Origin of the sequence: Pseudomonas sp., from assembly GCF_051660785.1 — a bacterium.
GTDB lineage: Bacteria > Pseudomonadota > Gammaproteobacteria > Pseudomonadales > Pseudomonadaceae > Aquipseudomonas.
This window is the reverse complement of sequence record NZ_JBOFQE010000089.1, coordinates 1-25,451: the sequence shown is the minus strand read 5'-3', so window position 1 is coordinate 25,451 and position 25,451 is coordinate 1. Positions and strand designations below refer to the sequence as shown.

The following is a 25,451-nucleotide window of genomic DNA, read 5'->3' as shown; positions in this document are numbered from 1 at the left end:
CTCACCCTTTCCACTGTGGGAGTGAGCCTGCTCCCACAGGGGTTTGTGGTGGTCTTGTGATCAGTGTCTGTCAGGTCCTTTTGTCATCGCCTGGCTCGCCACCGACATGCACGCCATGGTCATCGCCGATCTCACCGGAGCGATGCACGCCGTGGTCATCACCGATTTCGCCGGAGCGATGCACGCCATGGTCGTCGCCGATTTCGCCGGAGCGATGGACGCCGCGATTGTGGCCGACTTCGCCTGAACGATGAACGCCATGATCGTCGCCCGGTTCGGCGTGGGTACCGCTGCGACCGGAGGAGGATGAGGCGGTGTTGCCGGAGTGCCCCGAACCATGGTCGCTGCCGCTGTGACCGCTGCCGCTATTGCCGCCGCTGCCACTGTTACCACCGTTGCCGCTTCCGCCGTGACTACCGCCATTGCCACCACTGCCGCTTCCGCCGTGACCACCGCCGTTGCCGCCGCCACCGCTTCCACCGTGACCACCGCCATTGCCGCCGCCACCGCTTCCACCGCCACCGCCATTGCCACCGCCGCCGGATCCACCACCACCGCCGCCACCGGATCCGCCCCCACCGCCTCCCGATCCACCGCCACCACTACCATCCTTGGCCTGTGCACTCGACACCCCGGACAAACTGTCCGGGATCAATACGGTAGACGCCGACAGAACTGCGCCAATCGCTACTGCCAGTAAAAGCTTGTTGATGTGCATGTCGTTCTCCGTCTTCTTATTCAGGTTGGAACGTTGATGAACAATGCAACTTGCTGCTCGATTCAATGGGTGAACACCGCAGCGCGCTGATTAATTCAGTTGCAACGTGGATGAACGATGAACGGTACAACCCGACCTTGTTCCAGAATCAGTGAATACTCGAGGCCAGTTCGAAGATCGGGATGTACATCAGGATCACGATGACCCCGATCAGCAGGCCGATGAAGGTCATGAGCAAGGGTTCGAACAGCCGCACGAACCACTCGATCCAGCGGCTGATTTCTTCGTCGTAGAAGTCGGCGCTGCGCTCCATCATCTGCCCGAGGTTGCCGGACTGTTCGCCCGCTCGCAGCAAGCGCAGGGACACCGGGGTCACCAGGTGATTGAGTTCGAGTGCGGCCGATAGCGATTGCCCTTCGCGGACTCGTTCGCAGGCCTGGTCCAGGCGCACGCGGGAGGCGGGGGTGAGCAGGCCGCGGACCATGCCCATGGCGGTGACGAGTGGGATGCCGCCCTGCAGCAGGATGCCCAGTGAGCGATAGAAGCGCGCCAGTTCGTACATGAAGATGCGTTGATGAACCGCCGGGAGTTTTTCAATCACCCGGTCGACGCCTCGGCGAAAGGCCGGTTGGCGCTGGAGGAAGCCGAGGGCGACGACGATCGCCGCCAATGAGCCGAAGAACTCACCCTGGTGCGCGTGCAGGAACATCCCGCAGCTCATCAGCACTTGCGACAGCCACGGCAGGTTCGACCCCAGCCCTTCGAACACCAGGCTGAAGCGCGGCACCACATAACCCATCAAAAACAACACCACGCCGCCGCCCACCACCAGTAACAGCAGGGGGTAGATCGAAGCGCTCACGATCTTTTGCCGGACCTCGTCCATGCGCTGTCGATAGCTGACATAGCGGCCCAGGGCATCGCCCACGGCGCCGGTCTTCTCGCTGGACTGCACCAGCGCCACGTAGAGCGGAGGGAACACTGCCGACAACTGGGCCAATGCCTGGGAGAACGATTTACCTTCGTAAAGCAGGCGCACCAGTTCGCTCAAGGTTTTACGGGCCTGTGGCGCGTTCTCTTTTTCCGCGAGGCTTTCCAGCGCATCGATCAACGGCAGGCCGGCGTTGAGCAAGGTGGTCAGCTCCTGGCTGAACAGCACCAGGTTGAAGGTCTCGCGCTGTCGAAGGCGCAATGCGCGCCAGTGCCGTTCGACGTGCAGGCTGACCACCCGCAAGCCCTGGTCTTCGACGATGCGCCGGGCTTCGCTGTGGCCGGGCGCCTCGACGGTCATCGAGACCACGCCGGCCTTGCCCACTGCCTTGAGATGAAAGCGCATGGTCGCCACCCCCGTCATTGCCAGCTGGTGACTTCGGCGTTTTCGCCATCGCCGCCGGGTTGGCCGTCCTTGCCCATGGACAGCAGATCGTATTCGCCGTTTTCGCCGGGGTAGCGGTAGTTGTAGTTACGGCCCCACGGATCCTGAGGCAGTTTTTTCTGCAAATAAGGACCGGTCCATTTGGTTTCATCGCTGGGCGCCGTGACCAGCGCCTGCAAGCCCTGTTCGGTCGACGGGTAATGGCCGACCTCCAGACGGTACAGGTCGAGCGCTTTGCCCAGGCCTTCGATTTGCGCCTTGGCCACCTTCACTTCGGAGCGGCCCAGTTGGGCGAAATACTTCGGCGCGACGATGCCGGCCAACAGCCCGAGCACCACCAGCACCACCAACAGTTCGAGCAGGGTGAACCCGCTTTGAGTACGCGGGGCGGAACGCAAACGCTGATTCATGATGACCTCACACAGTCGGCAGAAGGGTCGCCCTGAAGGCGTATGCAATTGCCATGCTCACCCCCGTTCATCCATCCGAAACCCCTGTATTCCGGGCCTTTGCGCTTTCGGCACAGTGCTTGCGTATGGCTGATTCACTACCGGCCATTGGGGCATTACCCCCATTTTTCGGGGCCGGGCAGGGGAGGCAAAATAATGAAAACACTCACCACAGGACTGCTCGGCTGTTTGCTGCTGACGAGCGTCGCACAGGCCGATGTGTTCGTTTCCGTTGACGCCAAGGGCAGCTACGTACTGTCCAATGTTCACCGTCCCGGCCGCACCTATGAACGGGTCATTCACGAACCCCAATCCTCGCTGGTCGGTCTTGATCAGCAGCCACAGATGATTGCCAGACAACCTTACGCAGAGCTGGTTTCGGCGGCCGCCACGGCCAATGAATTGCCGGCGGCGTTGTTGCACGCGGTGATCCGCGAAGAGTCCCGCTACAACTCGGATGCGACGTCCCCCAAAGGCGCCGGCGGGCTGATGCAATTGATGCCCGACACGGCGCGGGAAATGGGCGTGAAAAATGTCTATGACCCCAAGGCCAACATCCAGGGCGGCGCCAAATACCTCAAGCGCCTGCTGACCCTGTTCGACAACGACATCGCCCTCGCCGTAGCCGCCTACAACGCCGGTCCACAAGCGGTGCTGAGCCGTGGCGGGGTGATCCCGCCGTTCGCCGAAACCCAGCGTTATGTACCCAGTGTCTTGCGCCAGTACCGGCGCTTGCAGGGCATGCCCGTGGATGCGCCGCTGTGATTGGGGCAATCCCCCATATGTGGGGCAACCCGGTTTGTACCACCGACCGAAGATCGCATTCGCCCCGTAGCAGTCGGGTCCACCCGGGAAAGTGGGGGAAATAAGTGGGGGATATCCCCCGGGTTCTCAAATCGTTGCTGTAACTGGCTGAAAACCAACTGAATTTTTTATGGCATGCGGATTGCTCAAGGGGATTTGTCGAGAACTATTCCCTGTGAGCACCCACAGCGAGGCCCGTGATCATGACCGGCATACCGAACGCTTCGTCCTTTTTCAAATTTGCGCTGTTGGTGGTGTCGATGTTCGGCATCGACCTGGCAGAGGCAGCCTTGCGTTGCGAGCGCAACCTGGTGGCAAACGTCGTGGCGCTGGATCAGCCGCTGATGTTCAACCGCCTCGGCGCCCAGAACGTCAACGGCATGATGTTCGCCCTGCGCCGGGACGTGGTCGACGACCATAACGTGTCCCTGGCCCAGGGCGGCGCAGCGGTGCCGGGCAAAGTCTCGCTGCGGCCCGACAAGCGTCCGCGTCCCTTGGTGCTGCGGGTTGCCGCCGGCGACTGCCTGACCATCAACCTGCAGAACTTGCTGGCCTATCAAGCCAACCCCGGTTCGCATGACCACGGCGAGGAAGAAGAGGGCGAGATCGAAGGCGAAGTCGAGATCGGTGAAGCAGACGATTTCAAAGTCGATGAGCAGGTCACTGACCGTCATGTCGGCTTCCAGGTCAACGGCATGCAAGCGGTCAACAGCATCGACGACATCGCCTCGTACACCGGGCGCAACGGCAATTCGCTGGTGGCCCCGGGCGGCACCCGTTCCTACACGTTGTTCGCTGAGCGCGAAGGTGCATTCGCTGCAAGCAGCCGTGGCGCGACGTTCGGTGGTGAAGGCGATGCGGGCAACGTTGCCAACGGCCTCTTCGGCCAGGTCGTTGTGGTGCCCAAGGGCGGCCGCAGCTACCGCAACACAGTGACCGAAGAAGAGATGCGCCTGGCCAGCGGCGGCCGCACCCCGGCCGGTCAACCGATCGTCGATTACCAGGCGCGCTACCCGCAGCGCGAACCCTGGATCCGTGAAGGCAAGGCCGGCACGCCGATCATCAACATGGTCGACGGCAATGAAATCATTTCCAGCGAAAGCGATGCGATTGTGATGGGCAGCAACGCCGACGGCAGCTTCCCGCCTTCGACCTATCCGCTGGAAGCCGTCGGCAAACGCAACCCGGCAATTCCGAACCGGCTCGAACCGTTCCGCGATTTCGCCTCGCAGTTCCAGGATGAAACCGCCGCGACCCAGGCGTTCCCCGCTTACTGGGCGGACCCGGTCATGGCCCATGTGCTGGAGCCGACCCGCGACTCGTTCATGATCAACTATGGCTCCGGTGGCATGGGTGCCGAGGTGGTGGCCAATCGGTTGGGCGTCGGGCCGATGCATGATTGCCTGTCTTGCGCCTATGAAGAGTTCTTCCTCAGTTCGCACACCGTCGGCGACGTGGCGATGCTGGTGGACGTGCCGGCCAACGCCGGTCTGGAAGGCATTCTTCCAGGGCAGGTTCCGAACGCCGATCAGATCGGCGTCAAGGCGACCATGGCGCTGTACCCATCCGAGCCGTCCAACGTCAACCACAGCTACATCGGCGACTTCGTCAAATTCCGCAACACCCACAACGGCCACGAGCAGCACATCTTCCACCTGCACGGGCATCAGTGGCTGTTCAACCCCAACGACGACAACTCCGACTATGTAGATGCCCAGGGCATCGGCCCGGGCGCCGGCTACACCTATGAAATCGCCAATGGGGGGTCGGGCAACCGCAACCGCGTCGCCGGTGATGCGATCTACCACTGCCACTTCTACCCGCACTTCGCTCAAGGCATGTGGAGCATGTGGCGGGTCCACGACGTGTTTGAAGAAGGCACCAAACTCGAAGTCTCGCAACAAGGGACCGACGGTTACCACAGCGAACCCTACGCATTGCGCAGCGGCAAACCGGCGGCGGGCGCCCGGGCCTTGCCCGATGGCGAAATCATTGCCGGTACACCGATTCCTGCGGTCGTGCCGCTGCCGGGCAAAGCCATGGCGCCCATGCCAGGCAAGGTCGCAGTGGTGCCGAAAATCGGCGAAACCCTGGTCGCCGGTAACGATGACGACGATGAAGAAGAGGATGACGACGGCGAGCATCATGGCGGCAGCGGCGGCGCTCAAGCCATCGGTTCCCTGGCCCTGGTGGATCGCAGCGAAGCCAACCGCAATGCCGACGGCAGCCTGAAAAACCCTGGCTATCCGTTCTGGATCGGCGGCATGGAAACCTCGGTCGGCCAACGTCCACCGACTCCTCCGCTGGACATGCTCGACGCCGCCAAGGCTCAGTCCTTGAAAACCAGCGGCAACGCCTTGTGGGCCAACCTCGACCCGGCTTCGTCCGGGGGTTGGGACGGCGGCCTGGGGCGGCATTCGCTGGACGGTTTCTCCGCCGGTGGCGTGGCGCACACCATTACCACGTCGCTGGATTTCTCCAAGGAAGTAACCCGCGCCAAACCGATCTACATGCCGGAAGAGGGCACCGAAGTCGAACAGGCGGCCATGGCCTTCCACGCCAAAAAGGACCATCCAAGCTTTGCCTTGCTGCCCGGTAATCAAATCGTGGCGAAGGCCTTCCGCACCAACGGCGCCTTGCCGATTGCCGGCGCGCCATACTACGAGCCCTGCATGGACGACCGGCAAAAACGCCTGACCAGCAGTGCCGGCACCGGCGAATTTGCCAGCGGCGAACGGGCCGACGGCATGTCTTACACCGGCTCCTCGACCTTCACCGCCGACCGTCCACGGATCTACAAAGCGGCGAACATCCAGTTCGACGCGGTGTACAACAAGGTCGGCTACCACTTCCCGCAAGCGCGCATTCTGGCGCTGTGGGAAGACGCCTGGCCGGTGATCACCAAGCAGCGTCCGCCAGAGCCGCTGGTGATGCGCATGAACACCTTCGACTGCGTGCAATACCAGCAAACCAACCTGGTGCCGGCCACCTATGAAATGGACGACTATCAGGTGCGCACGCCAACCGACGTGATCGGCCAGCACATTCACCTGCCGAAATGGGACCTGACGGCGGCCGACGGTTCGGCCAACGGCTGGAACTACGAAGACGGCGTGCTTTCCCCGGGTGCCGTGCAAGAACGCATCCACGCCATTCGCGAGTTCAACCAGTGCACCGGCACCGATCCACGTGACGGCACCCCAGCCTGCCCGAAAGCCAAAAATCACCCGTACTTCGGTCAATTTGGCCGGGCGGATTGGGTCGGGGCGCGCACGGCGATGCAGCGCTGGTTTGTCGATCCGGTGGTGAACGCCAAAGGTGTCGACCGTGGCCTGGGGACCATTTTCACCCACGACCACCTCGGCCCATCGACTCACCAACAGATTGGCCTGTACGCCACCGTGCTGGCTGAACCGGCCGGTTCCACCTGGTTCCACGCTGAAACCGGCGAGCCGTTGTACAGCGGCGCGCGCCAGGACGGCGGGCCGACTTCGTGGCAAGCGGTGGTGTCCACCGGTGACATCGATGGCGACGGCAAGAACGACAGCTTCCGTGAGTTCTTCCTTGAGTACAGCGACTTCCAGCACGCCTATGAAGCCGGTGTGTATGTGGGCGCAGGTCCTAACGGCGTGCCTAATCCGCAAGCCTTCCCGGCCACCGCGGACAGCTTCCGCTACGCGATCAACCCGCCGGTGCGCAACAACGCCAGCACCTTGCTCGACGGCATCATCGAGGTGCAGGGCGGCATGGTGCCGGGTTGTCCGACCCGGCCATGCCCACAGGCGATCTCGGTCGATGACCCTGGCATGTTCGTGGTCAACTACCGCAACGAACCGCTGGCCCTGCGGGTGTACGACCCGAACAAGGTCGGCCCGGACGGCAAGCGCGGCATGCAAGCCGACGGCCTCGGCGGCGACCTGGCGTACGCCATGCAAAGCCGTACCGACCGCGCCATTCCGGCGATGAACCTGGCACCGAACCTGGTCACCGCCGCCACGGGTCCAACCGGCGGCACCACGCTGTTCCCGCCGCACGTCAACCGTGGCGGCGCGGAACCGGGTGACCCGTTCACCCCAATGTTGCGTACCTACACCGGGGACAACGTGCGGCTGCGGGTGCATGCCGGCGGTCACGAAGAAGAGCACAACGTGACCCTGCACGGCGTGAAATGGCTGCAAAGCGGTTCCGGTTTCGGCAACAGCTCCAACTCCGGCTGGCGCTCGTCGCAGATGGTCGGTATCTCCGAACAGATGGGCTTCAATGCGCCGGTCTCGATGCTGTCCAGTTCGGCGGCGACCACGGGGGATTACCTGTACTCGATGGACGCTTCGATTGAAGGTTACTGGAACGGTATCTGGGGCGTGATGCGCAACTACACGGCCCAGCGCAGCGATCTGTTCGCGGTGCCAAACAACCCCAAACCGGCGGGCATGCGCAACACCGTGGCATTCGATGGCTCCTGCCCACGGATCAGTGCCAACCCCAACGGCATCGGCACCCGGCCGACCGTGCAACGCAACTATGAAGTGGTGGCGGCGCTGGCCAACGACATCCTGCGCAATCCGTTGAACCTGACCATCGGCGATCCGGCCGGTATCGGCCAACACGTGGGTGGGCCGTTGAATCCGGCGGGTGGCACCCTGGTGTTCAACTCGCGGCCGGTGAACATCCCGCAGGTCACCGTGGTCGATCCTGAAGATGGCGAGACGATCACCATCGGCGGTCAAAGCGGCCCGTTGCATGATCCGACTGCGATCCTGTACGTGCGCAAATCCGACCTCGACCCGGCCACTGGCAAGCTGAAAGCCGGCGTGCCTGTCGAACCGCTGGTGTTGCGTGCAGCGGCGGGTGATTGCATCAACGTCACCCTGGAAAACCGCTTGCCTGTGGTCATGCCCGACCTGACCCAGACGGCCGTGATGCAAGGGCTGGTCAAGCGTGACCGGAACAATGGCCAGGGCTCGACCATCTTCACCAACAACCTGTTGCGGCCGTCGAGCCATGTGGGTCTGCACGCGCAACTGCTGGCGTATGACATCACCAAATCCGACGGCACCAACGTCGGCGCCAACCCGACCCAGACCGTGCCACCGCGCATCGGCAACAGCGGCGCGTACCCGACCCGTACTTATCAGTACTACGCCGGGCACCTGGAGCGTGAAGGCAAACCGGTGACGCAACTGGGCCGCAGTGTCGACAACATCAACGCCACGGCGGTGGAGTTCGGCGGACTGAATATCACCCCGGCGGACCTCATCAAACAACCGCAGAAAGGCTTGGGTGGGGCGATGACTATCCTGCCGATCGGCGCAACTTGGGTTGAGGATGCGCGCAAAACCAACGCAACGGTCACGGCGCCAGGGCAGACCACTTACCGCGACTTCGCGATGGTCTGGCAGAAAGCGTTGAACATCCGCTGGGCCAACGGCCGGCCGGTGGAAGGCATTGCCGCCGAAGGCTTCGGTGTACCGACCGATCCACAGGACAACTCGAGCATGGCCATCAACTACAAGGCCGAGCCGATCTGGTTCCGCTTCGGGTTGGCGCCGGATGCGCCGTTCGGGCATGCCGACGGTGCCGGTTACGGTGACGTGCCTAACGCGCATATGGCCTACAGCAACGCGCTGATCGGCGGCGATCCGCAGACACCGGTGCTGTATGTGAAACCGGGGCAACCGTTCCGCACCCACATCATGATGCCGACCGGTGGCAGTCGCGGCACGACCTTCCAACTGGACGGTCACGTCTGGTCGGTCAACCCGTTCCAGTCGGAGAAAAGCGATGTCGGTGGTTATCCGCTGGCCACGCCAGGGGTGGGGTCGGTGCGGTTCGGCTACAACCCGATGTCGATGTACATCGGCGCTCGAGAAAGCATCCTGCCGGCGGCGCACTTCAGCTTCATGCACCCGAGCGCCGGGGGCAGCAACGCAATACCGGGCGACTACCTGTACCGCGACTACGGCGCCTACGGCAACACCGCCGGGCTTTGGGGATTGCTGCGGGTGACCAACGAACCTGAACCGGCCCCGGCACCGTAAAGCCAGGGATGGGGTGGTGGCTGACACCCCCCCATCCCTGTAGGAGCGAGGCTTGCCCGCGAAGGCGCCATTCGCCTCACCACGAAAAACCGAGGTGACTTCATCGCGAGCAGGCTCGCTCCCACAGGAGCTACACCAGTTCCATCAGGGCAAAGAGTAGGCAGGCACAGATCTGTAAGGGGAGAGTGGAATGAACAGGACTATCGGATTCGCCGTTTGCGTGCTGGCTGTCGGGGTAGCGCTGATCAGCTTCGGCGTCTGGCGCACCGCGCCGCCCAACCTGCTGAGCGAAGTCGCGCTGCCGGATACCTGGAGCAGTCAGAACCTCTCCCGCGACGGGATTTCGGTGGCGCTTGAGGTCAAGCCACTGGCCGAGGACGGCGTGTTGCGTGAAGGCGGGTTTGCCGACGTGCAATTCCGCGTCAGCGACAGTGCCTCGGGCCAGCCGCTGTCAGGGGTCAACCCCGGCGCCTGGCTGGACCCGGAAACCGTCGCCGCCGACCAGGCCCAGGGCCGCGAGCAGAGCTGCAAATCCCGGGTCGGGGTCTTCCTGAAATCGAGCATCGGCGCGCGGCCAATGCTCGATCTCAACAGTTACTTCCTGCTGGTGATGAACCGCGACGCCAGCGTCTCGGTGGTCGATCCGTCGGTGTCGGTGGGCGGCATCACCAGCACCATGGCGCGCATCGACATCAAGCAACCGCCGATGGACTGGACCACGCCCAAGGACAACAAAAGGGTGTTCGTCTCCATGCCGACCGCCGACGAAGTGGCGGTGATCGACAGCGAGCAATTCAAAATGATCGACTCGGTCGCCGCCGGCAACAACCCGGTGCGCGTGGCCTTGCAACCGGACGAGCGCCTGCTGTGGGTCGGCAACAATGCGAAAACGGCCGAGCAGTCCGGGGTCACGGTGATCGACACCCGCAGCCTCAAGCCCCTCAAACACCTGGCAACCGGCGCCGGGCATCACGAAATCGCCTTCAGCAAAGACAGCCGCTACGCCTTCGTCAGCAACCGTGACGACGGCACGCTGAGCATCATCGACATCGCCAGCCTGACCATCAGCAAGCAACTCAAGACCGGCTCGCACCCGCTCTCGGTGGCGTACTCGCCGCTGTCCCAGGCGGTGTATGTCGCCGACGGCAAGGACGGCACCGTGACCGTGGTCGACACCGCCAGCCTCGCGGTTCGGCGGGTGATCAAGATGAAGCAGGGCCTGGGCCCGATGGGGTTCAGCGCGGACGGGCGTTTCGGCATTGCCCTCAATACCCTGGAAAACCAGGCCGCGGTGATCGACGCGGCCACTGATTCGATGATCCATGAGCTGGACGTGTCCGCCGAACCCTATCAAGTGGTGTTCACCAAGGCCTACGCCTACGTGCGCGGACTGGCCTCGGCCAAGGTCACGATGATCAACCTCTCGTCTTTGGGGGCGGGCCGCACACCGATCAGCCAGGGTTTCGAAGCCGGGCCTCAGGCGCCACGGCTGGCCGGTGATTTGCCGCTGGCTTCGAGCTTGGCGGTGTCGCGGGACGACAACGCGGTGTTCGTGGTCAACCCGGTGGACAACACCACTTATTTCTACGCTGAAGGCATGAACGCGCCGATGTCCGGTTATCCCAATCGCGGGCAAGTGGCGCGGGCGGCCATGGTCATCGACCGCAGCCTGCGCGAGGTCGAGCCCGGGCTCTACAGTTCGCGGATCAAGTTGCCAGTGGCCGGGCGTTTCGACGTGGCGTTCCTGCTCAACCAACCGAACATCATCCATTGCTTCACGGCGCTGGTTGAACCGGACAAGAACCACGCAAAACTCCCCGGCGTGCCAAAAGTCGAGTTCATGCTCGACAAATCCACCGCCGCCCTCGGCAGCCCTTACACCGTGCGGTTTCGCATTGTCCAGGGCCAGCAGAAGGTACAGCGCAGCGGGGTCAAGGACGTTCAGGTGCGCTACTTCCGCGCCCCGACTTCCCGGGCCCAACACGTCGCCGCCCTTGAAGTGGGCAACGGCATCTATGAAGCGCCGGTGACCCTCGACCAGAACGGCGCCTGGTACCTGCACGTGAGCGCGGCGTCCCTGGGCGCGAGTTTCGATGACAAGACCTTTGCCAGCGTTCGGGTGCTACCCGGCGATGCCCACTGAAGAGGAAACAGACATGAACCGATTCGCACACCGTGGACTGCTGACGTTCTGCCTGTTGGCTGTCGGCATCGGCCAAGCCCTGGCGCACTCGGCGGATGAACACGCCGGGCACGAGATGCCGGCCAAAAGCGCCAGTTCGGAGAGCGCCCAGGTCAAATTCGCCGACGTCGCGCTGGTGGACCAGAACGGCAAACCGGTGCGACTGGAAAAGGACCTGGTGAAGAACAAGATCGTGGTCATGAGCTTCATTTACACCAGTTGCACCACGGTGTGCCCGGTGGTGTCCTCGATCATGGGCAAGGTGCAGAAGCAACTCGGCGCCAGGGTCGGTGACGAAGTGCAACTGGTGTCGATCAGCATTGACCCGCAGCGCGATGACGCCAAGCGCCTCAACGACTATGCCCGCAGTTTCCAGAAGGGACCGGGCTGGAGCTGGCTGACCGGCAGCTCGCAATCGATCAACGAAACCCTCAAGGGCCTCGGCTCTTTCAGCGGTGACTTTAAAAGCCATCAACCGCTGATCCTCGTGGGTGACGGCAACAGCCGCCACTGGACGCGCTACTACGGCTTCACCGACCCGGCGGTGCTCACACGTGAAGTCGAGAAACTCAGCGGCCAGCGCAACGCCCACGCCAAACACACCGCCATTGCCATGGAGCACCAGCCATGAAAGCCCTCGTATTGATCTTCCTGACGATGTGTTTTTGCGTGATCAGCTTCATGGCGTTTTCCCACGAGGAGCATCACGAACCCGCGCCGACGGTCGCCGCCGCGCAACCGGCCAGCGGCACACGGGATGCGAAAACCTGGTTTACCGACACGCCGTTGCTGGACCAGAACGGCAACACGCTGCGTTTCTACAGTGATGCGCTGCAAAACCGCGTGGTGCTGCTGAACGTGATTTTCACCAGTTGCAACGATGCCTGCCCGCTGATCACCCAAAAGCTCAAGGAAGTTCGCGAGGTACTGGGCGACAAGGCCGACGGCATCACCTTTATCTCCCTTACCAGTGATCCGCTGCGCGATACGCCGGCGGTACTCAAGGCTTACACCTTGAAGCAGGGCGTTGATGGCCCCCACTGGCTTTTTCTCACCGGCGACAAGGCGCAAATGGACCTTGTACTGGGGCGCATCGGCCAGATTGTGCCGACCCCCGAGCAGCACTCGACGCAGCTGATTGTCGGTGACGTGGCCAACAAACGCTGGAGCAAAATCCGTCCCGATGCACCGGCCGCCGCCATTGCCCAGCGCTTGCAGTTGCTGACAATGCCCGTGGCCGGTCGTTGAGCCCGCGCGCCATGAAATTTGCCCTCGCCCTCAGCCTGCTGCTCCTCGGCGGCATCAGCCTCGCCGCCAGTGCGTTGCCGCTGACCCCCAGCGAAAGCGCCGGCAAACGGCTGTACCGCGAGGGTGTATCCGGGAGTGGTGAGCCGATCATGGCCAGGGTCGGGGCGGCGGGTATGCTGCTGCCCGCCACCAGCCTGCCGTGCGCCAATTGCCATGGCGCCGATGCTCAGGGGCGGCCCGAAGGCGGGGTACGGCCGCCGAACATCAGCTGGTCGCGCCTTTCCAGCAGTTACGGCCAGCAGCAAATCAATGGTCGCAATTACCCGGCCTATACCGAGAGCACACTTGCCCGGGCCATTCAGGAAGGGCGGGATCCGGCGAACAATCGACTGGACCCGGCAATGCCGCGGTTCGTGCTGTCGATGAATGATCAGCGCAACCTGATGGCTTACCTCAAACGCGTGGCCGATGACCTCGACCCCGGCCTCACCGCCGACAGCCTGCACCTGGGCACCTTGTTGCCGAGCCGGGGACCGTTGGCGGAAGAGGGCGCAACCGTGTCGTCGGTGCTCAAGGGCAGCATCGCACGGATCAACGAGGCGGGCGGGATTCATGGCCGGCAACTGCGCCTGACTGTCCTCGACCCCGGCCCGGACCGCGCCAGTGCCGAACGGGCGCTGGACCGCTTGATCGACCAGGAACAGGTGTTCGCCCTGATCGCGCCACTGGCACCCGCGCTCGATACGGAACTGGTCACGCGACTGGAACGCGCCGGCATTCCGCTGATCGGGCCGCTTTCGCTGCAGGGCATGGCCCAGGCCAGTCGGCAGATTTTTGAACCGCTGTCCGGGCTGCGCGAACAGCTGATCGCCCTGGCCGACTACGGAGCCGCCAATTTGCGCTTGCTCCAGGGACCGACACTGATTACCTATCCGGATGAGCCGAACCAACGACTGGCGGCGCAGAACCTCGGCCAGTACTTGCAGGATCACGCCTGGCAGCAAGTGCGGTTGCAGGCGTACAGCTCGGCGCAGGACGAGCTGCCGCTGGGTTCGCGATCGGTATTTTACCTGGGCAGCGGCGTCGGTTTCAGTCGCCTCGCCGAGCGCTTGCAAGCGGCGGGGCAGGTGCCTTACCTGTTCGCGGCGTCGAATCAGGTGGCAGGCGACCTGTTTCAGTTGCCCAGTGATTTTTCCCGACGGGTATTCCTGGCCTATCCATTCGTGCCCAGTGACTGGACGTTGGCCGGACGCCTGGCGTTGACGCAATTGCGCAAGAACCAGGGCCTGGGCGGTGAGCACGCGGTGCTGCAGGTCGGCGCCTACAGTTCGATGCTGCTGTTCAGCGAAGGCATGAAACAGGCCGGGCGCGACGCCAGCCGCGAGAAACTGGTCAGTGCCCTGGAAGGGTTGCACGATTTCGACACCGGGCTGACCCCGCTGATCAGCTTCGGCCCGGGCCGCCGATTGGGCTTGAGCGGTGCCCATATCGTCACCGTGGATTTGCCCGACCAGCGTTTCTATCTGGTCGCACCGTACAAACCCATTGCCGCGACACCCTGACGGGAGGCTTGAAGATGAAACTCAAGACGCTGCTGATTCTGCTGATGGTGTGGGTCCCCATTACGTTCGCCAGCAACGGCCCGGTCGCCGCGCGAGTCAACGGCGAGGTCATTTCCGAGTTCCGCCTGGAGCGTTACTTCGCCGAATTCCTGGAGGACCAGGGCCGGGCAGTGGGCAGTATTCGCAATCCCAAGGCGTACAAACAACTGCGCCAGAAAGCGCTGGACGCCTTGATCGACAAAGAGTTGCTGTGGCAGGAAGCGCGCAAGCGTGGGGTGGAGATCAGCGATGAAGTGGTGCAAAGCCAGGTCGACCAGACGCGGCAAGCAATCGGTGGTGCCGAGGTGTTCGCCCGCAGGCTCGAAGACGCCGGTTTCGACGAGGCCAGCTTTATCGAGTACACACGCCGTGAGCTCGCGGCGCAGCAAGTCTTTGCCGACCTCATCCAGGTTGCTGAGCCGGACGAAAAACAGGTCCGCGCGTTCTTCGAGGAACACCGCGCCGAGATGAACCGGCCCGAGCAAATCCAGGCGCGGCACATCCTGGTCAAAGTGCCTCAAGGTGCCGATGCCGCCACGGTTGAAGCCGCCCGGCTACGCTTAGAGGAGATGCGGGTGAAAATCGGCCAGGGCGAGGACTTTGCCAGCGTTGCCCGGGCCGGCTCCGATGATGCCTCCGCCACCGAAGGCGGGGATCTGGGCTATTTTCCCCGTGGGCGTATGATGCCGGAATTCGAAGCCGCGGCATTTGCCTTGGCGCCGGGCGCCGTCAGCGCGCCGGTGCGCACGCCGTTGGGCTGGCATTTGATCTACTTGCAGAACCACATGGAGGCGGCCGATGTCTCAGAAACTCAGGGGCTTGAATTGGTTCGGGCTTACCTTGCCCGACAGCAAAAGGATCAGACTCGCCTACGCGTCCTGGCGCAGTTGCGATCAAGCAATCGAATCGAACGGATTGACGATGATTGAAGGTTCCCCCCCAAAAGTGGGGAAAGCTTCAGGGCAAATTCGAGCGCTTCCCCGTCTTTGGGGGACGGGGTTCCTGAACGAAAAGATTTTTTCATGAAAATCATAGAGATGAATCGGCCAAAAACCGGCGCTCAGTCTGGCATGAAGTGTGCGTTAGCCTAATTAAGGCGCGTACTCCCAGGCACGAATATCGGACCTGCGGTTTCAAGGAGTCCACCTTGTTAAACAAAGTACTGGTTGTTGAAGACGAACAGCTGCTGGCGGAAAACCTCAAGAATTATCTCGAGGCGCAAGCACTGGAAGTCCGGATAGCTCACAACGGTGCCAAGGCAATCGACGAAGTCGAACGTTTTGCACCCGATGTGATGGTGTTCGATTACCGCTTGCCCGATATGGAAGGCTTTGAGGTGCTCGATGCCGTCCGCCAGAACAGGAAGTGCCATTTTGTGCTGATTACCGGGCACCCAACCGCTGAAGTCTGTGAGCGGGCCCGGCAACTGGGAGTCAGCCATATCCTGTTCAAACCGTTTCCGTTGGCGGAATTGGCCCGTGCAGTCTGTGACCTTCTGGGGATGGAGCGGGAAAACCGAACAGGCGCGAGCCCATCCGAAGGATTCGTCGAACGACGCCAGAGCAGGACCGAAAGCTTCCCGCTGCAGCTGTACGACGGTAGTTGGGTGCTGGCAGATCGTCGACGAAGTCCATCGACCTCCAAGGCACCAGACGACGAACAAATGCTCACCGGGGAGTAGTGGCGCGACAAGACGTTCCGGCAATTGCCGTAATGGCCTGCCGCGTCGACAGGGCTCAAAGCCCCCGGCGTTGGAGAGCATGCCATGGACCGTCTATCCCTTGCCGTAGAACCGGCGCAGTTGGAATGTGTACCGTCGCGATTTTCCAGTGAGCAACTGGCCCAGGCCCGGGCCCTGGCCACCACTTCCGGCGAACGGGTTCTGGAAGCCCTCGGGGTGTTGTGCGAACTGGCCCCCATGCCCTTCATCCAGTGCCTCGGCGCTACCCTGCATTATCCGGTGCTCGACACCGACACTCTGTTTCAAGCCACCCCGGTGTTCGACCGGGTCACCCTGGCCCAATGCCTCAAACGCGAATTCATCCTGCTGCGTCACGACGATGCGGTCATTGGCGTGTTTGCCGACCCGTTCGACACGGCGCGCCTGGCCTGGATCGATGATTGCCTGCACGGTGCGCCGCTGTACCTGGTGCATGCCGACGACCTGAAAGCCTATCTGGCGCGCCACGAAGAGAGCTTCCACGCGGTGGAATCGCTCAACGCCCAGGCTGACGCCAATGTCGAAATCGATACCCTGCAAAGCCTGTCCCTGACCAGCATCAGCGAAGACGCCAGCGTGGTGGTCAAACTGGTCAACTCGACGCTGTACGACGCGTTGAAAATGCACGCCAGCGACATCCATCTGGGCACCACCGGCAGCGGCCTGGTGATCAAATACCGGATCGATGGCGTGCTGAACAACATCAGCAAGATCCAGGGCAGCGAGTTCGCCGAGCAGGTGATCTCCCGGGTCAAAGTCATGGCTGAGCTGGACATCGGCGAAAAACGCGTGCCTCAGGACGGTCGATTCAAGATCGGCATCAGCGGTCGGCAGATCGACTTTCGGGTGTCGATCATGCCGAGCATTTTTGGTGAAGACGCGGTGCTGCGGGTCCTCGACAAACAGGACCTGGCGGACAAGGTCAGCGGCGTGCAATTGCAGGCCCTGGGCTTTGAAGAAAACACCCTGCGCCAGCTGCGCAGACTGGCCGCCGAACCCTACGGCATGGTGCTGGTGACCGGCCCGACCGGCAGCGGCAAGACCACCACGCTCTACGCGATGATCACCGAGATCAACCACGGCGTGGACAAGATCATCACCATTGAAGACCCGGTGGAATACCAGTTGCCGGGCGTGCTGCAAATCCCGGTCAATGAAAAGAAAGGCCTGACGTTCGCCCGTGGCCTTCGCTCGATCCTGCGCCATGACCCGGACAAGATCATGGTCGGTGAAATCCGCGACCCCGACACCGCCCAGATCGCCGTGCAATCGGCCCTCACCGGGCACCTGGTGTTCACCACCATTCACGCCAACAACGTGTTCGACGTGATCGGCCGCTTTACCCAGATGGAAATCGACCCTTACAGCCTGGTCTCGGCCCTCAACGCCGTGCTCGCCCAGCGGCTGATCCGCCTGGTGTGCGCCAGTTGCAGCGCGCCGAGCAACCCGACCGACGAAGAACTGCGCCTCTCCGGTCTCGATCCGCAGAAGGTTGATCACTACCACTTCGTCCATGGCAAAGGTTGCGGCCATTGCCGCGGCACCGGTTATCGCGGGCGGACCGCGATTGCCGAGCTGCTGCACCTGGACGACGAACTGCGGCAGATGATCGTCGAGCGCCAACCCGTTTCGAAGATCAAGGCACACGCTTGCAAACGTGGCTTGCGCCTGTTGCGCGAGTCGGCCCTGGAACTGGTTGCTGATGGGCGGACCACGCTCGAGGAGATCAATCGTGTCACTTTTGTCTCGTGATCGTTATGTCGCCGTGCTCGGCGCCAGTGGTGTCGGCCTGGGTCAGCGCAAGGGTGGCGACACCCTGTGGCTGGGCAGCGTCGGCTATATCGACGAAGGCTTCCATGCCTGGGCCGTCGCCCTCGAAACCCTCGACCGCCTGTTGGGCGAACATGCAACCACCGGTGCGGAGTTGAGCGTGGTGATCTCCGGGCACTTCAGCCGTTTCTGCCTGGTGCCCTGGAGCGAACAAATTACCAGCCCTGACGAATTGCTCGGGTTTGCCCAACTGTGTTTCGAAGACCTCTACGGCGTACCGACCCAACCCTGGAGCATGGTGCTGTCGGCCGAACCTGCGGGTCACGACCGGATCGCCACCGCGTTGCCCGAGGACTTGCTGGCGCGTCTGCGCAGCCTGGTCAGCGGTCGTGGCCTGCGCCTGCGTTCGGTGCAGCCGTACCTGATGGCGGCGTTCAATCATTTCGATAAAAGCCTCGATGCCGGCGATTTCCTGTTCGTGGTCGCCGAGCCGGTGCGCAGTGTCTTGCTGCTGGCCAGGGAAGGGCGCTGGACCTCGGTGCGCTCGGTGGGCGGCAGCGACAGCGATGCCGCACTGACCGCGCTGATCGGCCGGGAAAGCCAGTTGCAGGCCTCCACCAGCGAACGGCCGCTGAACGTTTACCTGCACGCCCCGGCTCGCCTCGATGTGCAGCCCGACGTACCCGGTGTGCACCTGCGCACCCTCGAAGAAGACCGGACTGACGTACGCGATTGTTTGTACGTCATGTCCCGGGCGGTGGCCTGACATGCGCGCCCTGACGCTCGACTTCCAGCCACGCCGCCGCTCGGGCCCATTGGGCTGGAGCCTGCTGGCAGGTGGCGTGGTGCTGGTGGTGACCTGTTTTGTCGCCCAGCAGCACGTCGCCGAACAGGCCTCGCAACAGCAAGGCCATCTGCAAAACGCCCAGCGCGAACTCACCGGCGACACCGGCAGCAAAGTCACCCTGAGCCCGGCAGAAACCCGCGAGCAGGCGCAGAACCTGGCGGAAATGCGCAAGGTCTCGCAGCAACTGCGCCGGCCCTGGGAGCGCCTGTTCGCCATGCTCGAAGCCATGCCGCGCGACAACGTCGCCTTGCTGACCCTGACCCCGGATGCCCGCAAGGGCCAGGTGCGCATCAGCGCCGAGGCTCGGGACCTGGAAGCGATGCTCGACTTCCACCAGCGCCTGGAAGCCAGCGACGAGCTCTCCGATGTGTCGCTGCTGAGCCACGAAATCGTCGTGAAATCGCCGGAACAACCGGTGCAATTCAACCTGTCGGCTAGCTGGGAGATCGGCGATGCAAATCTCTAGATTGATCGTCCATGAATACCTGCAAGGCCTGGGCGTGCCAGGTCTGGCTGGGCTGGCGATGTTGCTGCTGGCGCTGGCCTGGGCCCTGGGTGGCCTGATGCCGGACTGGAACTCGTTGCAAACCCTCAGCCAACAGACCCGCGAAGCCGGCGAGTACCTGGCCAAGGTTGAAGACGGCAGTGTCGCCGCCCCGGTGGTGCCGCAACGTCAGCTCGACGACTTCCGCAGCAAATTGCCGTCGCAGCCCCAAGCCACCGTGGCCATCGACAAGATCTACGCGCTGGCGGCTCAGGAACGCATCACCCTGGCACGGGGTGAGTACTCACTGGGCATCGACCCCAAGACCCATCTGGCGCGTTATCAGATTCTGCTGCCGGTGCGCGGCAGCTACCCGCAACTGCGGCGCTTCCTGCACGCGTTGCTCGGTCAGTTGCCGGCCGTGGTGGTGGAGGACGTGGAGTTCCAGCGTAAAAAGATCGCCGACACCGACCTGACCGGGCGGATCCGCATGACCCTTTACCTGTCGAGGTCATGATGAATACCAAACGCGCAGTGGGTTGGGTGGCGTTCTTCGGCGTGGCCGCGGCGCTGACCTGGGGGCCTGATTACTTCATGCCGTCGGAGGAAGGTGATGCATTGGTCGCAACGGCGACAACGCCCGCCAAAAGCAAAATCCGCGGCACGCTGCCGGCCGTAGTAGCCACCGGCAAACCTGCGGCGATCAAAGACCTGAGCCCGTCCGGCGACTTGTTCGCCGCCCGCAGCTGGAAGGCTGCACCGACGTTGGCCAGCGTCACCGAACAACCCGTCAACCAGACCCCGGTGGTGCAAGTCCCCAGCGTACCGCCGATGCCTTTCCAGTTCGTCGGCAGGCTGACTGACAGTTCCGACCTGCAAGTTTTTTTGCAGAACGGCGAAAAAATATACGTCGTACGCAAAGGGGATGTGATCGACGACACCTGGAGGATCGAGGGGATTTCCGATGTGGAACTCAGCTTTGTCTACCTGCCTCTGCATTTGTCCCAGACCTTGTCTGTGGGGAGCACGCAATGAACAGATCATGCCGTAATACGCTAGGAGCGCTGATGAGCCTTTGCCTGTGCGCAGCGCTGGCCGCGTGCAGCTCGGCGCAGGTTGCCAAAGAGGAGGGGACCGACCTGATGGCGTCGGGGCAGTACGAAGCCGGCCTGGCACGTATCGAGGAAGGGATCAAGGAAAACCCTCGCAACACCGAACTGCACCTGGCCCTGACCAGCGGCCGTGCCCGTGCCGTGACGGCGTTGTTGACCCAGGGCGACATGGATCGCGCCCAGCGTGATTTCGCGTCGGCACGCATGGCGTATAGCCGGGTGTTGACCATCGAACCCAACAACCGTCGGGCCCAGGACTCCCTGCGCCAACTCGAACACATGCGCAGTCTCGATGACAAACTCGAACTGGCCCGAGGCGACCTGCGTCGCGGCGATATCTACGGCGCCGACCGCCAGGTCAAACAGATCCTCGAACTGGACCCCAAGAATGAAGGCGCCCTGGAACTGCAAAGCAATATCCGTCTGGTGCAAAGCCGCAACGTGATTCCTTATCCGCAACTACGCACCCGTCTCGACCGGCCGGTGACCCTGGAATTTCGCGACGCCAACCTGAAAACCATCTTCGAAGTGCTGTCCCAGGTCGCCGGTTTGAACTTCATCTTCGACAAGGACCTGCGCCCGGACATGAAAGCCACCATCTTCGTGCGTGACGTGCGCATCGAAGACGCCGTGGAACTGCTGCTGCAACAGAACCAGCTGCATCAGAAAGTGGTGAACGAAAACACCTTGCTGATCTACCCGGACTCGCCGCAGAAGCTCAAGGATTACCAGGAGCTGGTGATGCGCACCTTCTACCTGACCAGCATCGATGCCAACACTGCGCTGAACATGATCAAGACCATGCTCAAGACCCGTGACGTGTTCGTCGATGAACGCCTCAACACCCTGACCATGCGCGACACCGAAGACGCCGTGCGCATGGCCGAGAAACTGCTGCAATCGCAAGACCAGTCAAACCCTGAAGTGGTGCTGGAAGTGGAGGTGATGGAAGTCGCCACCCAACGCATTCTCGACCTTGGCCTGCAATGGCCGAACACCTTCGGCGTGGTCAACAGCGACGGCTCGGCGGTGACCCTGCTCGATCAACTCAAAGGCATCAACTCCAGCCGGATCACCATTTCGCCGTCGCCCCAGGCCAAGATCAACGCCCAGGACAACGACATCAATACCTTGGCCAGCCCGGTGATCCGCGTCAGCAACCGTGAGCAGGCGCGTATCCACATCGGTCAGCGTGTGCCGATCATCAGCGCCACTTCGGTGCCGTCGACCCAAGGCCCGGTGATCACTGAAAGCGTCACTTACCTTGACGTCGGTCTGAAGCTCGAAGTGCAGCCAACCGTGCACCTGAACAACGAAGTGGCGATCAAAATTGCCCTGGAAGTCAGTAACGCCACGCCGCTGGAACCGACTCGCCAAGGGACGATTCCGGTGCAGGTCGACACCCGCAACGCCCAGACCACCCTGCGCCTGCATGACGGCGAAACCCAGGTGCTGGCCGGCCTGATGCGCGACGACCATGGCGCCACGGGCAACAAGATTCCGGGCCTTGGCGACATCCCCGGTCTGGGCCGGTTGTTCGGCAGCAACAAGGACACCGTCGGCAAGTCGGAACTGGTGCTCTCCATCACCCCGCGGATTGTGCGCAACCTGCCGTACCAGAGCCCGTCGGACATGGAATTCCCGACCGGCACCGAAACCAGCATGCACATCCAGGCGCCTGATCGCCGGATGCAGGAGACGACTCAAACTAAACCCCTTGATCGGCCGCCGGTAGCGTCCACTTCCAACACTGTCGTCGTCAAGAAGGACTGATCATGAACGCCTCGCAACGTGGTTTTACCTTGATCGAAGTCGTGGTGACGCTGGCCCTGATCGGCCTGCTGGCCGGCATGGCCGCGCCGCTGACCGAGACCGTGGTGCGCCGGGGCAAGGAGCAGGAATTGCGCACGGCGCTGTACCAGATCCGCGACGCCATCGACGCCTACAAACGCGCCTTCGACGCCGGTTACATCGAGAAGTCGCTGAACAGCAGCGGCTATCCACCGAGCCTGCAAGTGCTGGTGGAAGGCGTGCGCGATGTGCGCAGCGCCAAGGGGGCCAAGTTCTACTTTTTACGGCGCGTGCCGCATGACCCGCTGATGCCGGTCAAGCGTGACGACGACGGTGGCTGGGGCTTGCGTTCTTACGACAGTACGGCTCAAAACCCGCGCGATGGCGAAGACGTCTTCGACGTTTACTCCCATGCAAAGGGCAAGGGTCTCAACGGCATCGCGTACAAGGAGTGGTGAATCATGCGTCGGGAAAAGGGTTTTACCCTGCTGGAACTGATGGTGGTCATGGCAATCATCGCAACCCTGATGACCATCGCCTTGCCACGCTATTTCAACAGCCTCGAAGCCTCGAAAGAAACCACGCTGCGCCAGAGTCTGTCGGCCATGCGCGAAGCCCTGGATCACTACTACGGCGACACCGGGCGCTATCCCGATTCCCTGGAACAACTGGTGGAGCAGCGTTACTTGCGCAACCCGCCGATGGACCCGATTGCCGAGCGCAAGGACCTTTGGGTGCTGGTCGCGCCGCCGGACGGCGTACCGGGCGGGGTCGCCGATATCAAAAGCGGATCCACAGGGAGGGCGCGTGATGGCAGCCTTTATTCCGAGTGGTAGGCCCGCCGACGAGGCCGGGTTCACTTACCTGGGCGTGCTGTTTCTGATCATGGTGATGGGCATGGGCCTGGCCAGTGCCGGCGAGTTGTGGTCCACCGCCTCGCGCCGTGACCGCGAACGCCAGTTGCTGTGGGTCGGCACTCAGTATGCCCAGGCATTGCGCAGTTATTACCGCAGTTCGCCAGGCCTGGCGCAGTACCCGAAAGAGCTTGCAGACCTGTTGCAGGACGAGCGTTTTCCGTCGGCCAAACATCACATTCGCCAGCTCTATCCGGACCCGATCGGCGGCGGTGAGTGGACCTTGATGCGCGGGTTCGACGGGCGCATCACCGGCCTCAGCAGTCCTTCCACGGACCTGCCGCTCAAGCAGTCGGATTTCCCCAGCCAGTGGTCGGACTTCACCGGCATGGCGAGCTACAAGGACTGGCAGTTCGTGGCCGAGAAAGCCTTCCTCGATGGCGCTTCAGGGCCGGTGAAAAACCAGGCCGGATCGCCTCAGGCGGTGACGCCATGAACCGCCAGTGGCTGTCGGGCCTGATCCTCGCATGCGTGGCGACGTTCGCTGGCGCCGCCGAGGAGGATGAAATGAAAGGTTTTATCGTCGACGACACGATCTCGCACATCGGCCACGACTTTTACTACTCGTTCAGTGAACGCCTGCGCGCCACCAGCCCGATGGATTTCAACCTGGTGGTACGCGAACGACCTTCGGCACGCTGGGGCAGCCTGGTGACCGTGGAATATCAGCAGCGACTGGTTTATCGGCGCTTCCTGCCGCCGAACACCGTGGAACTCAAGGACGAGGCTTATGACGCCGCTGACTGGGTACGCGGACAGATTGTCCAGCGCAAGCTGGAAGCCTTGTTGCAGGACACTACGGACCTTGAGAGGGACGAATTATGAAAACGAAAACTGTCTCACGGAACCTCGGGCTCTGGTTGATCGGGCTGGGCAGTTGCAGCCTGGTGCACGCCACGGAGCTGGTTTACACGCCCATCAATCCCTCGTTTGGCGGTAACCCGTTGAACGGCACCTGGTTGCTGAACAACGCTCAGGCGCAAAACGATTACGACGATCCAGACCTGAAAAACCGCACCTCGGTCGCCGGGACTTCGGCCCTCGAACGCTTCACCAGCCAGTTGCAATCGCGGCTGCTGGGGCAGTTGCTGGACAACATCTCCACGGGCAATACCGGGAGCCTGTCCACCGACGCTTTTATCGTCAACGTCGTCGACGACTCCGGTGCACTGACCATTGAAGTGACCGACCGAGCGACCGGTGAAATTTCGGAAATCCAGGTGAATGGCCTCGCCCCTTGATGGGGATTCGGGTCGATGGGGAGAAACGGACATGAAAAAAATAATAGCGCTGGGGCTGATGTTGGCGGCATTGCAAGGGTGCAGTTTGCGCGAGAATGTGGGCGCCGAGCAGGACACCGAATCACCGACCCTGACACCTCGGGCGTCGACCTATTACGACTTGCTGAACATGCCACGACCCAAGGGCCGGTTGATGGCGGTGGTGTACGGCTTCCGGGATCAGACCGGGCAGTACAAACCGACCCCGGCCAGTTCGTTTTCGACCAGCGTGACCCAGGGCGCGGCGAGCATGTTGATGGATGCGTTGCAGGCCAGTGGCTGGTTTGTGGTGCTGGAACGGGAGGGGCTGCAGAACCTGCTGACCGAGCGCAAGATCATCCGCGCTTCGCAGAAAAAGCCCAATACGCCAGTGAATATTCAGGGTGAGTTGCCACCGTTGCAGGCGGCGAATCTGATGCTGGAAGGCGGGATCATTGCCTATGACACTAACGTGCGCAGTGGCGGGGAAGGGGCGCGGTATCTGGGGATTGATATTTCCCGGGAGTATCGGGTGGACCAGGTGTCGGTGAACCTTCGCGCGGTGGATGTGCGCAGCGGGCAGGTGCTGGCGAATGTGATGACCAGCAAAACGATTTACTCGGTGGGTCGCAGTGCCGGGGTGTTCAAGTTTATCGAGTTCAAGAAGTTGCTGGAGGCTGAGGTCGGGTACACCACGAACGAGCCGGCGCAGTTGTGTGTGTTGTCGGCGATCGAGGCGGCTGTCGGGCACCTGTTGGCTCAGGGGATCGAGCGGCGTTTGTGGCAGGTTGCCGGGGATAATTCTTCGCCTGATAACAATGCGACGCTGGATCGTTATCTGACTCAGGCCAAGGTTGTGCCTGAGGGTGAGGACGAGTGAACCGAGGCGGCCTTCGGGCCGACCAGGTTCTCCTGATGTGCGCCGTCCAGCTGTGGGAGTGAGTCTGCTCCGGGCGGCGCTCCGACGATGGCGGTCTGACAGCCGACCAGTCTCTTTCAGGTGTACATATCCATTCCTGCGGTAACGGCGGCTGGCGGTTTCGCCCTTACGGCGACTCACTTTTTTTACAAGCGCCTAAAAAAAGTAAGCAAAAAAACGCTCGCCCCAAGCGTCCGGCCCCTCGCCTAGGCTCGGCGTT

General features: G+C 62.3%; 23 protein-coding genes. 20 read left to right on the top strand and 3 right to left on the bottom strand.

What is annotated here, in order from left to right; genetic code table 11:
- Positions 1-70: 70 nt before the first annotated feature.
- From ACRC4F_RS24690 to gspG, 3 genes are all read right to left on the bottom strand, one after another.
- Complete coding sequence (locus tag ACRC4F_RS24690) at positions 71-718, bottom strand: hypothetical protein (RefSeq protein WP_438661709.1); 648 nt, start codon at positions 716-718, stop codon at positions 71-73.
- Positions 719-866: 148 nt separating this feature from the next.
- The gene (locus ACRC4F_RS24685) at positions 867-2,054 is read right to left on the bottom strand and encodes a type II secretion system F family protein (RefSeq protein ID WP_438661708.1); all 1,188 of its coding nucleotides are present in this window, start codon (positions 2,052-2,054) and stop codon (positions 867-869) included.
- 14 nt (positions 2,055-2,068) lie between these two features.
- Positions 2,069-2,503 carry a type II secretion system major pseudopilin GspG gene (gene gspG / locus ACRC4F_RS24680; RefSeq protein ID WP_438661707.1) on the bottom strand — a complete coding sequence of 145 codons (435 nt, stop codon included), beginning with the start codon at positions 2,501-2,503 and terminating at the stop codon, positions 2,069-2,071.
- 195 nt (positions 2,504-2,698) lie between these two features.
- On the opposite strand from gspG, the gene ACRC4F_RS24675 reads away from it, so the two are divergent.
- The 20 genes from ACRC4F_RS24675 (at position 2,699) to ACRC4F_RS24580 (ending at position 25,192) form a co-directional block, all read left to right on the top strand.
- On the top strand, positions 2,699-3,307 hold the full coding sequence (locus tag ACRC4F_RS24675; protein WP_438661706.1) for a lytic transglycosylase domain-containing protein: 609 nt from the start codon (positions 2,699-2,701) through the stop codon (positions 3,305-3,307).
- 242 nt (positions 3,308-3,549) lie between these two features.
- Complete coding sequence (mnxG, locus tag ACRC4F_RS24670) at positions 3,550-9,384, top strand: manganese-oxidizing multicopper oxidase MnxG (protein ID WP_438661705.1); 5,835 nt, start codon at positions 3,550-3,552, stop codon at positions 9,382-9,384.
- 190 nt (positions 9,385-9,574) lie between these two features.
- The gene (locus ACRC4F_RS24665) at positions 9,575-11,527 is read left to right on the top strand and encodes a YncE family protein (RefSeq protein WP_438661704.1); all 1,953 of its coding nucleotides are present in this window, start codon (positions 9,575-9,577) and stop codon (positions 11,525-11,527) included.
- A gap of 13 nt (positions 11,528-11,540) precedes the next feature.
- A complete protein-coding gene (locus ACRC4F_RS24660) occupies positions 11,541-12,197 on the top strand; it encodes an SCO family protein (RefSeq protein ID WP_438661703.1) in 657 nt (218 codons plus the stop codon).
- A complete protein-coding gene (locus tag ACRC4F_RS24655) occupies positions 12,194-12,814 on the top strand; it encodes an SCO family protein (RefSeq protein WP_438661702.1) in 621 nt (206 codons plus the stop codon). The genes ACRC4F_RS24660 and ACRC4F_RS24655 overlap by 4 nt, the downstream gene beginning before the upstream one ends.
- Before the next feature lie 11 nt (positions 12,815-12,825).
- Positions 12,826-14,376, top strand: coding sequence for a cytochrome c/ABC transporter substrate-binding protein (locus tag ACRC4F_RS24650; RefSeq protein WP_438661701.1), 1,551 nt, complete (start codon positions 12,826-12,828; stop codon positions 14,374-14,376).
- A 14-nt stretch (positions 14,377-14,390) separates the two neighbouring features.
- On the top strand, positions 14,391-15,344 hold the full coding sequence (locus ACRC4F_RS24645; protein WP_438661700.1) for a peptidylprolyl isomerase: 954 nt from the start codon (positions 14,391-14,393) through the stop codon (positions 15,342-15,344).
- 218 nt (positions 15,345-15,562) lie between these two features.
- On the top strand, positions 15,563-16,096 hold the full coding sequence (locus tag ACRC4F_RS24640) for a response regulator (RefSeq protein WP_438661699.1): 534 nt from the start codon (positions 15,563-15,565) through the stop codon (positions 16,094-16,096).
- 84 nt (positions 16,097-16,180) lie between these two features.
- Positions 16,181-17,887 carry a GspE/PulE family protein gene (locus ACRC4F_RS24635; RefSeq protein WP_438661698.1) on the top strand — a complete coding sequence of 569 codons (1,707 nt, stop codon included), beginning with the start codon at positions 16,181-16,183 and terminating at the stop codon, positions 17,885-17,887.
- Positions 17,868-18,671, top strand: a complete 804-nt coding sequence (locus ACRC4F_RS24630; RefSeq protein WP_438661697.1) for a hypothetical protein — start codon at positions 17,868-17,870, stop codon at positions 18,669-18,671. Before ACRC4F_RS24635 ends, ACRC4F_RS24630 begins: the two co-directional genes overlap by 20 nt.
- Before the next feature lies 1 nt (position 18,672).
- The gene (locus tag ACRC4F_RS24625; RefSeq protein WP_438661696.1) at positions 18,673-19,218 is read left to right on the top strand and encodes a PilN domain-containing protein; all 546 of its coding nucleotides are present in this window, start codon (positions 18,673-18,675) and stop codon (positions 19,216-19,218) included.
- Positions 19,205-19,753, top strand: coding sequence for a GspMb/PilO family protein (locus ACRC4F_RS24620; protein WP_438661695.1), 549 nt, complete (start codon positions 19,205-19,207; stop codon positions 19,751-19,753). Before ACRC4F_RS24625 ends, ACRC4F_RS24620 begins: the two co-directional genes overlap by 14 nt.
- On the top strand, positions 19,753-20,271 hold the full coding sequence (locus tag ACRC4F_RS24615) for a hypothetical protein (RefSeq protein ID WP_438661694.1): 519 nt from the start codon (positions 19,753-19,755) through the stop codon (positions 20,269-20,271). Before ACRC4F_RS24620 ends, ACRC4F_RS24615 begins: the two co-directional genes overlap by 1 nt.
- Positions 20,268-22,121, top strand: a complete 1,854-nt coding sequence (locus ACRC4F_RS24610; protein WP_438661693.1) for a secretin N-terminal domain-containing protein — start codon at positions 20,268-20,270, stop codon at positions 22,119-22,121. Before ACRC4F_RS24615 ends, ACRC4F_RS24610 begins: the two co-directional genes overlap by 4 nt.
- Before the next feature lie 2 nt (positions 22,122-22,123).
- Complete coding sequence (locus ACRC4F_RS24605; protein WP_438661692.1) at positions 22,124-22,597, top strand: type II secretion system protein; 474 nt, start codon at positions 22,124-22,126, stop codon at positions 22,595-22,597.
- Positions 22,598-22,600: 3 nt separating this feature from the next.
- Complete coding sequence (locus ACRC4F_RS24600; protein ID WP_131059665.1) at positions 22,601-22,975, top strand: type II secretion system protein; 375 nt, start codon at positions 22,601-22,603, stop codon at positions 22,973-22,975.
- Positions 22,950-23,489, top strand: coding sequence for a type II secretion system protein (locus tag ACRC4F_RS24595; protein WP_438661691.1), 540 nt, complete (start codon positions 22,950-22,952; stop codon positions 23,487-23,489). Before ACRC4F_RS24600 ends, ACRC4F_RS24595 begins: the two co-directional genes overlap by 26 nt.
- Positions 23,486-23,878: a curli production assembly/transport protein CsgE gene (csgE, locus tag ACRC4F_RS24590; RefSeq protein WP_438661690.1), complete on the top strand. Its 393-nt coding sequence runs from the start codon at positions 23,486-23,488 to the stop codon at positions 23,876-23,878. The genes ACRC4F_RS24595 and csgE overlap by 4 nt, the downstream gene beginning before the upstream one ends.
- The gene (locus ACRC4F_RS24585) at positions 23,875-24,294 is read left to right on the top strand and encodes a curli assembly protein CsgF (RefSeq protein ID WP_109632931.1); all 420 of its coding nucleotides are present in this window, start codon (positions 23,875-23,877) and stop codon (positions 24,292-24,294) included. The genes csgE and ACRC4F_RS24585 overlap by 4 nt, the downstream gene beginning before the upstream one ends.
- A 31-nt stretch (positions 24,295-24,325) precedes the next feature.
- Positions 24,326-25,192 (top strand): CsgG/HfaB family protein, encoded by an 867-nt coding sequence (locus ACRC4F_RS24580; protein WP_438661689.1) that lies wholly within the window; start codon positions 24,326-24,328, stop codon positions 25,190-25,192.
- Positions 25,193-25,451 lie beyond the last annotated feature (259 nt).